This window comes from Streptococcus sp. 2020WUSS089 (genome assembly GCF_044427405.1).
Classification (GTDB): domain Bacteria; phylum Bacillota; class Bacilli; order Lactobacillales; family Streptococcaceae; genus Streptococcus; species Streptococcus hashimotonensis.
On sequence record NZ_JAOTGD010000015.1, the window covers coordinates 26,585 to 37,934 of the forward strand.

General features: G+C 43.1%; 10 protein-coding genes, 12 tRNA genes and 1 rRNA gene. 1 reads left to right on the forward strand and 22 read right to left on the reverse strand.

Annotation, left to right across the window (positions count from 1 at the left end; genetic code table 11):
* Positions 1-46 precede the first annotated feature (46 nt).
* Entirely contained in the window at positions 47-424 is a 378-nt protein-coding gene (locus ODU46_RS09315) for an HIT domain-containing protein (RefSeq protein WP_172078539.1), read from the forward strand.
* Between the two features lie 292 nt (positions 425-716).
* Here ODU46_RS09315 and ODU46_RS09320 read toward each other — a convergent pair whose 3' ends face one another.
* From ODU46_RS09320 to rrf, 22 genes are all read right to left on the reverse strand, one after another.
* Positions 717-926 carry a cation transporter gene (locus tag ODU46_RS09320; protein ID WP_172078540.1) on the reverse strand — a complete coding sequence of 70 codons (210 nt, stop codon included), beginning with the start codon at positions 924-926 and terminating at the stop codon, positions 717-719.
* Positions 927-1,214: 288 nt separating this feature from the next.
* The gene (locus ODU46_RS09325) at positions 1,215-1,685 is read right to left on the reverse strand and encodes a CopY/TcrY family copper transport repressor (protein ID WP_172078541.1); all 471 of its coding nucleotides are present in this window, start codon (positions 1,683-1,685) and stop codon (positions 1,215-1,217) included.
* A 102-nt stretch (positions 1,686-1,787) separates the two neighbouring features.
* Positions 1,788-3,296 carry a zinc ABC transporter substrate-binding protein AdcA gene (locus ODU46_RS09330; protein WP_398579542.1) on the reverse strand — a complete coding sequence of 503 codons (1,509 nt, stop codon included), beginning with the start codon at positions 3,294-3,296 and terminating at the stop codon, positions 1,788-1,790.
* 9 nt (positions 3,297-3,305) lie between these two features.
* A complete protein-coding gene (locus ODU46_RS09335) occupies positions 3,306-4,118 on the reverse strand; it encodes a metal ABC transporter permease (RefSeq protein ID WP_002936593.1) in 813 nt (270 codons plus the stop codon).
* Positions 4,111-4,815, reverse strand: coding sequence for a metal ABC transporter ATP-binding protein (locus tag ODU46_RS09340; RefSeq protein ID WP_318804496.1), 705 nt, complete (start codon positions 4,813-4,815; stop codon positions 4,111-4,113). Before ODU46_RS09340 ends, ODU46_RS09335 begins: the two co-directional genes overlap by 8 nt.
* Entirely contained in the window at positions 4,816-5,259 is a 444-nt protein-coding gene (locus ODU46_RS09345; protein WP_012774904.1) for a zinc-dependent MarR family transcriptional regulator, read from the reverse strand.
* A 166-nt stretch (positions 5,260-5,425) separates the two neighbouring features.
* A complete protein-coding gene (locus ODU46_RS09350) occupies positions 5,426-5,554 on the reverse strand; it encodes a hypothetical protein (protein WP_395423888.1) in 129 nt (42 codons plus the stop codon).
* 259 nt (positions 5,555-5,813) lie between these two features.
* Positions 5,814-6,644: a hypothetical protein gene (locus ODU46_RS09355; RefSeq protein ID WP_114866106.1), complete on the reverse strand. Its 831-nt coding sequence runs from the start codon at positions 6,642-6,644 to the stop codon at positions 5,814-5,816.
* 6 nt (positions 6,645-6,650) lie between these two features.
* A complete protein-coding gene (locus tag ODU46_RS09360) occupies positions 6,651-9,728 on the reverse strand; it encodes an SEC10/PgrA surface exclusion domain-containing protein (RefSeq protein WP_398579543.1) in 3,078 nt (1,025 codons plus the stop codon).
* Between the two features lie 457 nt (positions 9,729-10,185).
* Positions 10,186-10,269, reverse strand: a tRNA-Leu gene (locus ODU46_RS09365).
* 11 nt (positions 10,270-10,280) lie between these two features.
* A tRNA-Gln gene (locus ODU46_RS09370) sits at positions 10,281-10,352 on the reverse strand.
* A gap of 11 nt (positions 10,353-10,363) precedes the next feature.
* Positions 10,364-10,436, reverse strand: a tRNA-His gene (locus tag ODU46_RS09375).
* Between the two features lie 7 nt (positions 10,437-10,443).
* Positions 10,444-10,514: transfer RNA gene (locus tag ODU46_RS09380), tRNA-Trp, on the reverse strand.
* Positions 10,515-10,521: 7 nt separating this feature from the next.
* Positions 10,522-10,602: transfer RNA gene (locus tag ODU46_RS09385), tRNA-Tyr, on the reverse strand.
* A gap of 20 nt (positions 10,603-10,622) precedes the next feature.
* Positions 10,623-10,695, reverse strand: a tRNA-Phe gene (locus ODU46_RS09390).
* A 15-nt stretch (positions 10,696-10,710) separates the two neighbouring features.
* A tRNA-Met gene (locus ODU46_RS09395) sits at positions 10,711-10,784 on the reverse strand.
* 9 nt (positions 10,785-10,793) lie between these two features.
* Positions 10,794-10,883, reverse strand: a tRNA-Ser gene (locus tag ODU46_RS09400).
* 5 nt (positions 10,884-10,888) lie between these two features.
* A tRNA-Glu gene (locus ODU46_RS09405) sits at positions 10,889-10,960 on the reverse strand.
* Between the two features lie 6 nt (positions 10,961-10,966).
* Positions 10,967-11,040 (reverse strand) — tRNA-Ile (locus tag ODU46_RS09410).
* A gap of 30 nt (positions 11,041-11,070) precedes the next feature.
* Positions 11,071-11,141: transfer RNA gene (locus ODU46_RS09415), tRNA-Gly, on the reverse strand.
* Positions 11,142-11,146: 5 nt separating this feature from the next.
* Positions 11,147-11,219, reverse strand: a tRNA-Val gene (locus tag ODU46_RS09420).
* A 5-nt stretch (positions 11,220-11,224) separates the two neighbouring features.
* Positions 11,225-11,340 (reverse strand): 5S ribosomal RNA (gene rrf / locus ODU46_RS09425).
* Between the last annotated feature and the right edge of the window lie 10 nt (positions 11,341-11,350).

The following is an 11,350-nucleotide window of genomic DNA, read 5'->3' on the forward strand; positions in this document are numbered from 1 at the left end:
GGAAATCCTATGTGATTTCCTTTTCTGCTAACCTAGGAGAAAAAACATGACCTGTATTTTTTGCCACCAACTCAAAGAAGAAGATATTCTCTACCAGACGGAGCATTTCAAGGTGGTCTGGGATATTGACCCTGTCCAAACAGGGCATCTACTGATTATCAGCAAGGAACACTATGATACGCTCAGCCAAATCCCTTCTGCTGTTCGCTATGAGCTATCGGACTTGGAAGTCTTTTTGACTGATAAACTCTGTCAAGTATTGACAATTGACGGTGTGACCATAGCCTGCAACGATCGCTTGTTTGATGCTGGCACCCATTTCCATGTCCACCTGATTCCACGCTTTCGATCAGACGGCTTCTGGGACCAAATTTCACTTGCACAAGCGCAACTAGACCTGACTCATTTTCTCAAAGCATTATAAAAAGCAGCCCGACGGCTGCTTTTTCGCTTATATAGTCGTTTAGTTTACTTTTAGTACAAGGCAACGAGCCGCAGGCATAACTCAATGCTTTCTTGTTTCTAGGAGACCAGCTGATGTACTTCGCTTTTTTGTTTTCAGGCTCAGGTACGAATAGTCCACCGGACTATTCGTATCCCCCAGACTGTTTCAATCAGGCAAGGCGAATTCAAACACTCCAGTGGAGTGTTTGAAGTTGGAAATAAGGAAACGACGTTTCCTCGCTCGTCGAAGTAATAAAAGAGAAACTAAATGACTATACCAACTCTTCCACTTCATAGATAGTATCTTCCAGCACCTCTTGGTACTGTTCTAAGTCATAGGCTACAGAGGTTTCCACCTCCGCCAACTGCTCTTCCAGCTGGATTTTCACCTCTTCCACCCCATCCAAGTCCAAGAGGTGATTGGTCACATGCTTGACACAGTTTTGGCACGATAAGTTTTTCAATTTCAAAGTTTGCTTCATGTTCTCTCTCCTTTTTTATACTCAATGAAAATCAGATTCAGACTAGCTTCAAAGGTTCGGGGAACCTTTGAAGGTTGGAAATAAAGCGAACTTGTTCGCTACAAAAAGGTTCCCCGAACCTTTGGAGGTTGGAAATTGGGCGAGCCTGTTCGCTACAAAAAGGTTCGGGGAACCTTTGGAGGTTGAAAATAGAGCGAACGTCTTCGTTTCTCCAAGAGCAGATAGAACCCTACTACTTTCGCATTTTCAGGTAGTAGGCTGTAAAGCTCCACCGGAGCTTTACACTCATCAAATCAAGGCAACAACGTCTGAGGTTGATTTTCGAAGAGTATGATGATGCCCACAGGTACATTGACCAGCCAAGCACCGACAAGCGATTTGCTCGGGTGCAGTCCTTTGTAACTGCGAGATTTTGCCGGCCAGATTCTCTAGGCTTTTTTGGGAAAATGTCCCTGTGTCTAGCAGTTTTTCAACCAGTTGCCCCTGTTTTGTGGAACATATGGTAGCTAGTAAGAGCTCCACCTGCCCCTGCAAATGTTCCTCTTCACTAATCAGCGGATAATAGTGGTATTTGCTGGTTTCCTTGACCATTCTCAAATAGTTTTTCTTCCGCAGCCGCCCTAAAAGTGTCTTAATGGTCGTCGCCTGCCAATCAAAGCCTTCCTGCAAGGCCTGAATAATTTCCTGAGAAGTCGCACCAGGATGGGCCCACAGGACCCGCATGACCTGCCACTCCGCAGCAGAAATTGTCTGCTCCACACATTCACCTCCCAACAATCATTTTCCAACTTTAGTTTACATTTGTAGTCAAAAATTGTCAAGAAGAAAGACTGAACACCTTGCCCAGTCTTCTCATTATTCTTAGTGAGCCAGCATCTCCTGACCAATTTCCAAACCAGTCAAACCAACAGGGTAGTATGTCGGCCAGTTTTCCAACTCTTCCAAGAGTTTTTCTTGGCTCTCTCCACCAAAATAGATATGGAAGTGACCTGTTTTAACAGGGGCGATATTGTGGTCGCTAAATTGAACATATTTATAGTTACCAGCATTTGCATCCGTTGCTTCAAACAAGAAACGAACACCACGATTTCCTTTTTTGTAGGTCAAAATCTTGTAGCCCACATACTTATACGTGAATTTTTCTTTCTTATCTCCCACTACAAATTCCATGGTATTATCTGTAATGTTAATTTGATCAACATCTGTTTTGTAGCCAGTATCGTAATAAGCCTTGTACTCTTCAGCTGTCATACCACCTTTGATCTTAGCCTTGTAATCCCAGACCTGATCTAGTGTACCATCAAGCAAGTATGGATAAACAGATTGCCACTCACCTGCATAATCTGAAAGAGTACGATCTTTTATGGCACTATCTTCAAAATAACCATTATAAACAGTTTGCGCAGTCTCAGCACCCTCTTCTGGCAAAATTTCAGAACCTTCTTGGGAAGTTGTTTTTTCAAGGGCAGTCAGATTATCTTCCATAACAGAAATATAATCCTTACCATTTTTCATATCCTCATCCGTCAAACTTTCAAGAGGATTAAGAACGTCCAACTGAACCCCAGTCTCTTTGGCAAGTGTTTCTGCAACAGATTTTGACGCATTTTCTTCAAAATAGATATACTTAATACCATATTTATTAATATACTCTGTCAATTCTGCTAGACGTGATGGAGTCGGATCCTCATCTGCAGCAACACCTGTAATAGAAACTTGTTTCAAACCATAGTCCAAAGCCAAATATGCAAATGCAGTATGTTGTGTAACAAAGTATTTCTGTTTCGCAGCAGATAATGTTTCAGAATATTTCATATCTAAAGCATCTAATTTCTCAATATAGGCTGCCGCATTTGTTTCAAAAGCATCTTTCTTTTCTGGATATTTAGCTACCAAACTATCTCGAATATTTTCTACAAGTGTAATGGCACGCTCAGGAGACAACCATACATGCGGATCATAAGCATGGCTATGCCCCTCCTCACTATGGTCGTGATCCTCACCTTCTTCACTACCTGGTAACAAGAGCATCCCTTCCGTCGCACTAATCACATTAACCTTTGTTGTATCAAGTGATTTTTCAACATCATGAACCCATGTTTCCATATTTTCATTTTCATAAACAAAAGCATCAGCCTCTTGGATACGAGCAATATCTTTAGCTGACGGCTCATAACCATGAACCTCTGTCCCAGCCTTAACCAACAGATCAACATTTGCCTCATCACCTGCCACCTGCTTGGTAAACTCATAAACAGGATAAAAGGTCGTTACAATATTCAACTTCCCATCTTCAGAAGCTGTGCTATTGCCACAAGCCCCCAAAAGCAAAGCTGAGACAGACAAGAATAATAAACCAACTTTTTTCATCTTAACTCCTTATTTTTTAAATTTTTGAACAACATTCACCAGTAAGAAAATACTAATGAAAATCAAGGTAATACTTGCACTAGCTGGGGTTTCTGCATAGTAAGAAGTCAGCAAGCCCATGACCATTCCAAAAAAGCCAATGCCCATCCCAGTAAAGATAACAGCTTTAAAACTCTTACCAAGTCGCAATGCAATAGAAGCAGGCAAAACCATAATTGTTGAAACCAGCAAAGCACCTGCCGCAGGGATCATTAAGGCAATGGCAACACCAGTCACCACATTGAAGGCAATGGACATAGCTCGCACAGGCAACCCATCTACAAATGCCGTATCCTCATCAAAAGTAAGAATATACATCGGACGTAAAAACAGCAATGTCAGTACAATGACAATCACAGCAATCGTAAACAAAGCAATTACCTGCTCCTGACTAATCGTCACAATCGAGCCAAACAGATATTGTTCCAGGCTAAGCCCTGATTTCCCACCAGATTTATTCATGACAATGAGCGAAATAGCCAAACCAGTCGACATGAGGATAGCCGTCCCAATTTCCATAAAATTCTTGTAAATTGTCCGCAAATACTCTAAAAATACAGCTGCCACAATAACGACAAGAACAGTCGAAAGCGTTGGTGAAATCCCCAATACCAAACCAAATGCAACCCCCGCCAACGAAACATGACTAAGAGTATCCGACATCAAACTCTGTCGTCTGAGTATCAAAAAGACCCCCAAAATAGGCGAGAACAGACTCATCGCAATGATTGCCAGGAAAGCACGCTGCATAAAGTCATAATGAAATACAGATAGATCAAACATCAGCAACCTCCTCATCCGCTTCATGAACATTGAAACAACGCCAAGGAGACTGTTGATCACGAACTAGGTGAATATTACGATCAGCGTATTTATTCAATTCATCGGGATCATGAGTTATCATCAAAACCGACTTTCCATGCTTCTTAGCCGAATGATGCATGAGCTGGTAAAAAGCATCCTTGGTCCCTGCATCCATCCCTGTTGTCGGTTCATCCAGAATAAAAATATCCGGATCCGAAGCAAACATACGCGCAATGACCGCACGCTGCTTCTGCCCACCACTCAAGGCACCTAAGCGCTTATCCCGATGTTCCCACATTCCAACTGATTCCAAACTAATCCGAACATGTTCCTCATCATGGGCTGTCAAACGACGAAACCAACCTTGTCGAGGATAACGCCCTGATTTTACAAATTCGTAAACCGTGCTCGGAAAACCAGCATTAAAACTTGCAATTTGCTGAGGTAAATAGGCCATTCTCAACTTCTTACCTTTTATACTCTTCTCAGCAATAGAAACCCTCCCCTGTTTGGGCTTCAATATCCCCAAAGTCGCCTTAACGAGGGTTGTCTTGGCTGCGCCATTCTCACCAGTCAAAGTCACAAATTCCCCACTATCAAGATAATAATGAATATGTTCTAAAACCGGTTCTTTGTCGTAGTAAAACGACAAGTCTTCCACAGTAATATATCTCATTTATTTTCTAATCTTCTCCACTAACTCACTTAAGAATCGAGCAATTGACTCCTGCTCTTCGAGACTATAATTTTCCAAAAGCTCTTCATAAGCTTCCAAGGTATGCGCGTGATGATGAGCATGCTCTGCAGCAATAGGCTTAGCAGCCTCAGTCAAACTAAAGCGAACAATACGAGCATCCTTATCATCTCTAACCGCCACCAATAACCCCTGAGCAACTAATGACTTTGTAGCCTTCGTGATCGCAGCCTGACTAACATTCAACTCCTTAGCAATCTCAGTATTAGTATATGCAGCCTTTTCAATAAGCATCAAAATATGCTCCTGCGTATTCGTCAACTTCACCGTGCTTTGACAAGAACCAACCAAAATCTCCAATTGATTCTCCGAACTCAAAACAATCTCGTGCAGGTACTTCTCAATTTCTAATGCAATACGATTCATAGGCATCCCCTTAACCTTTTAATTAACTTGTTAAGTATACCACATAGAAAACAAAAAAACAAGGAAAATTTACTGAAAAAGAGTATATCTATCCATAGCAACTCATAAGCCTTCTTAATAAAAAAGAAACACCAATTTCTCAGTGTTTCTTCATTTCAAACTATTCTTACCATCTGTTAACAGCAGATTCCACCTCTGTTGTAACATCCCTATACTCGAGATTAGTCAAACTTGCATAGACATCATCGATACTATCACGATAAAAATGATCCGACTGAGCTGATAGCTTAACCATTTTATCTTTATCTAGTTCACTCGGTGCTTCTAGTGTAACAATACCATCCTTGTCAATAATCAATTTAGAGAAATTGTAAACATAGAAATCTGTTGAAGTTTTGACAAAAGAATCTTCTTTTAAAAGAAACGGATAGATATTCTTTCGTTCCCACCTGACAAGCCGTTAACACCAAAACTGACAAGGCTACAAAACCTACTCTTAATAATTTCTTTTTCATCTTTCTCCTACAAACCAGGACTTCTCCAGTTCATTTGAATCAGCGAATAGTTGCATGGACGCCGTAACGCTCCATGTTAGCTAATTTTTCATTAGCTCGCGCATTCTGGATAGCTGCCCTTGCCGCGGCATCTTCCAAATGAGCCTGCCCTTTACGAAGTCGCTCTGCCTGATCACGCAGTTGTGAAATTTGAGCATTACTCCGCGCCAATTGTTCCGCCATTTTTTTCTGTTGATTCATCACAGATTGCTGATGCTGTTCTGTCCGCCAAAGGTTGGCAGCTTCTTGGAAATTCGTTGCACGGAAATCCTGCAACAAGACCAACATACCCGCAAAATCTGTCAAATTTGCAAAATTATCAGGAATCAGAGACAAGAAATAAAGAAGTGTCTGGTTGCTTTCCAATGCTAACTTATCTGCAAGGAGCGACTGATATTCTTGAGAATGTTCCGCTTCAACAGTTGCTTCTTGAGTAACCTTCTCAAGTTGTTTCTTACTAAGTACATTTACAGTATAATTGAGACCGAAAGCCGAATGTTTTTTATTAGTCGGTCTAGCCATAAGCCACATAAAGAGACGGACTGTAGCCTGCCCAAATAGATACATCACACCCATCATGAAAAGAGCGTTGAAAAAATTATTTCCGAGTTCAACCACTCCCATCAGGGCAAAAATGATACCACCAATATTTCCATTCCGATTATACTTAGCTGTTGTAGCCTGTTTAACACGTGTACTAATAGTCTGTTCAACAATAGAAGACATTTTATTCTTAATAGTAAAGAATTCATCAATCTGCACATACAAATACTGCAAAATATCAATGAGTTCCTCGCGACCAAATTGGTTTATATTTTGTTGTTCTACCATTCTTTCCTATCCTCTTCTCCGTTTTTTTGCATAACCTAGTCCAAGACAAGCAAGGGCCGTGTAGCCTAACAATACCAAAAGGCTTTCTTGTGAGCCCGTTTGTGGCAGCTGTCTATACTTTTCAACTCTGCTATAAGTGATTGGCTGTAGCTTAGTACCTGCAGTTTGGTTGCCATCAAAGTAGCCCACAATCTTACCAACTTTATCTGTGATAGCAATCGGTTGACCGCCTACATCATTGATAGCTTGTCTCTGAGCCACAATCTGTGCTTGGGTATAAGCCTCCTTCACAGCCTCATATTGAGCTTTAGCATCACGTTGGTTCTTCAAGAATTGGTCCAACTTATCGATTTCAGCGTCAAGGGTTGCTTTAGCAGCAGTGTGAGCCTTGATAGCTTTTGCAAGCTCTGCTTGAGCGTCTGCAAGGACTTGATCAGCATTTTTGAGTGCTGCAAGCTTAGCCACTTGTTCAGCAAGTTGCGCTTTCAATACAGCAATTTCATCTGCAATCTTAGTTTCTTCAGCCTTCAATGCCTCTACTTTCGACTGAGCTTCTGCAAGAACGACTTCGCTTGTAGACTTAGCTTCTTTCAGTTGAGCCAATTTTGCTTCTTCAGTAGCCAATTGACTTTTCGCATCTTCAAGAGCTTTCGTCTTCGTTGCTACGTCAGCGTTGAGGTTGTCAACAGCTTGTTGAGCCTTAGCCAAGCGAGTTTCAGCAGCTTGACGAGCAGCGGTTGCACTTGTCAAGGTAGCCTGGGCGGCTGGTGTTTGGTCAGTGATTGCTTCAAGGCTTGCAATGGTTGCACGAGTTTCGGCAAGTGCTGCTTGAGCCTTGTCATTTGTAGTTCTTGCCTGAGCAAGAGTTGCTTGGGCACTTGTGTCTGCTGCGACAGCTTTTGCTTGAACCAATTTCGCATCTTCAAGAGCCTTCGTCTTGGTTGCTACGTCAGCGTTTAGGTTGTCAACGGCTTGTTGAGCAGTTGACAAACGAGTTTCAGCGGCTTTACGCACAGTGGTTGCACTTGTCAATGTAGCTTGGGCGGCTGGTGTTTGGTCGGCAGTAGCTTTCAAAGCAGTCAATTGAGCCGTAGTTGCTTGTAAAGCTGATTGAGCTTGGTTGTTAGCAGTCGTTGCACTAGCAAGGGTTGCTTGTGCTTGCTTGTCAGCTTGTGTCGCTTGAGCTTGTACTGTCTTAGCCGTTGCCAATTTAGCCTTGAGGGCTGTTGTGTCGTATGGTGATGGGAGGATAGTTTTAACTTTACTATTGAATGTAACAAAATGTAAACGAGCTGTACCTAACGCCGTTACACTATTGTCAACACCAACAGCTGTTAATGTTGATCCCGGTGTTGTGACACCAATCATATTAATCATATGACCAAAATCACTACCTTCATCTGCAACCATGAATCCACGAACTACAACATTATATAGCCGAGCATACATATCTGTCATTGTAGTAGTGTTTTTAACACCAGTACCCATGTTTTCAGATGACCAATTCATTGTTGAATTTCCGTCAGCATTTAATGCCGTGTTGCTGTGACCAGATGACCATGGTTGGTTTTCAGATGCGTATGCATTAGCAATGTTTTGAATAGCAGCAATAGCTTCTTCAGTAACAACATATTCATGTTTACCCCAAACTTGATCTTGAAGGTTGTTTGCTAAGTACACATAATATTGCGTTAATGCTGTTGCTTGGCTTGCTGTTAAATTTTGAGGGTCAACAGTGGTTGGATCAATAGGAGTGGTTGCTTTAGATTGACTATTATACCAGTTTAATAACGCAGTGGCTAATGCATCTTTGTTTGTTTGAGAACTATCATTTACATAATTCTTATAAACATCGATAACATCTTGTGACAATGTTGGTACTGTCATGTTTTCGATAGCATCGATTTGAGCTGTAAGGTCTGCCACTTTGTTGTCGGCAGCTGTTTTTGCGTCTGCTTTGAGTTTAGCGTCTGCGGTTGCTGTTGCAAGGGCTGCGGCTGCTTGGTCAGCAGTTGCTTGTTGCTGCGTTTGCGTTTGTGTTAGGCTTGCAATATCGCTGGCCTTTTGAGCATCTGCGACTTGGGCAGTTTCAAGGTCGTTTTGTGCCTTGTTTTCGGCAGCTTGGGCTTTTGTAAGGTCTGCCTGTGCATCATCACGTTCTGCAATGATTGCAGCAGCTCCAGTACCGTCTAGTGCCTTCTGGGCCTTATCCACCGTAGTATTGGCATTTACCAAGTCCGCTGCCGCTTTAGTAGCATCAGCCTGTGCTTGTGCAAGGTCGCTTGCAGTCTTGTCAGCAGTTGCGGATTGAGTAGCTTCAGTTTCTTTAGCAGTTGCCAAGTCACTTGCTTTCTTTGCATCAGCTTCTTGAGCTTTAGTAAGGTCACTTTGAGCTCTGGTTTCGTCTGCTTTAGCAACTTCAAGGTTACTTGCAGCAGCGTCACGTTCTGTGATAATTGTCTCTTTACCAGCGCCGTCTAGAACTGCTTGTGCATTATCCACAACTGTTTGAGCATTGTCCACAACAGTCTCTTGAGCGTCAATGGCCGCTTGGTCACTATTTACTTTAGCTTGTGCATCATCGGCTTTTGCTTGTGCTTCAGCTGTGTTTTCAGCGGCTTGAGTAGCCTTGCTTTCAGCTTCTGAAATAGCTGTTTGCGTATCAGCCACCCCTGTTTCAGCAGTCGCAATGTTCTCATCAGTCGCTTCGGCCTTGTTTCTTTCAGCCTCTGCAACCACTTCAGTGGCCCTTTCAACCACGTTTGCGGCGTTTTCTTCGGCAACACTCGCATCCACCACCACAGCAGTCTGATCAGTTACAGCCTGGTCAGCAGCAGTCTTAATACTAGCCGCCTGATTAACCGTTGCTTCAGTCGGTGTTTCTGTTACAACAGCAGTACCATTGGTCACGATAACACCTGATACCGTCTCAATACCCACACTAGCTGTCAGAGACACCTCAGGGCTCTCCACAGGGCTTGTAGGGGTATTTACAGCTTCTTCAGCATGCACACCATTTGCAATTACAAATGAGCTAAGAGTCGCTACTCCAATAGCTGTGCTCTTTATCAGTTTCTTGCCCATCAATTGAATCTCCTTTTTTAGCAATTAGGAAAGGCTTGGCTGTAAAGTCAAGCCTTGTTATACTAGTATAACAAGCGATTTGTCAAGTATTTTGTGCAATATTTTCATTTATTTGTCAAAAAAAAAGACCTAAAAATTTTTACATACTTTTCCAAGTCGATAAGAGATAGAAGAACAAGCCCATGACAAAACTTTCACCGCTTAGAGAAATCCTCAAACAGCCCCATAAAAGCTTGTCATCAGCCCACAAGAAACAAATAGAGCCTTGCCCAAATTAATCAACACTTTAAATACAGGAAACAACTGTTTTCCCATTATCAACGTAATAAAGTAGAAGTACTATAGCAAATCTAACATTACTACAATGTCAGAAAAAATTTGAGCCTAAAACCACCCTAGCCGCCAGACAAAGCAAAAAAGAAACGCTGATAAATCAACGTTTCTCCTATATAAACTATACCGGCGGCCGGGGTCGAACCGGCACGTCCTTGCGGACACTGGATTTTGAGTCCAGCGCGTCTGCCAATTCCGCCACGCCGGCATATAGTTGAACTGGGGTAGCTGGATTCGAACCAACGCATGAGGGAGTCAAAGTCCCTTGCCTTACCGCTTGGCGATACCCCAATATTAAAATAGGCGAGTGAGGGGAATCGAACCCCCGAATGTCAGAGCCACAATCTGATGTGTTAACCACTTCACCACACCCGCCATATAACACGGGCAGTAGGAATTGAACCCACACTGAAGGTTTTGGAGACCTTAGTTCTACCTTTAAACTATGCCCGTAAAGGTATGGAGAGAGAGGGATTCGAACCCCCGAACCCGAAGGAGCGGATTTACAGTCCGCCGCGTTTAGCCTCTTCGCTATCTCTCCGAAATATAATATTAAATTTATGGCGCGAGACGGAATCGAACCGCCGACACATGGAGCTTCAATCCATTGCTCTACCAACTGAGCTACCGAGCCAAATTCTTAAAGAAATTGCGGGAGCAGGATTTGAACCTACGACCTTCGGGTTATGAGCCCGACGAGCTACCTAGCTGCTCCATCCCGCGATAGTAGTAAGGAGGATGTGGGATTCGAACCCACGCACGCTTTTACACGCCTGACGGTTTTCAAGACCGTTCCCTTCAGCCGGACTTGGGTAATCCTCCAAATATAGTCCGTACGGGATTCGAACCCGTGTTACCGCCGTGAAAAGGCGGTGTCTTAACCCCTTGACCAACGGACCATATAATGGGCACGAGTGGAATCGAACCACCGACCTCACGCTTATCAGGCGTGCGCTCTAACCATCTGAGCTACGCGCCCAAACCAAGTTTGGGTATGAACTATGTTCAAAGCGGGTGACGAGAATCGAACTCGCGACAACAGCTTGGAAGGCTGTAGTTTTACCACTAAACTACACCCGCTTATATGGGAGTTAACGGGATCGAACCGCTGACCCTCTGCTTGTAAGGCAGATGCTCTCCCAGCTGAGCTAAACTCCCAATTTGCTAAGCGACTACCGTATCTAACAGGGGGCAACCCCCAACTACTTCAGGCGTTCTAGGGCTTAACTGCTGTGTTCGGCATGGGTACAGGTGTATCTCCTAGGCTATCGTCACTTAACTGTTGAGTC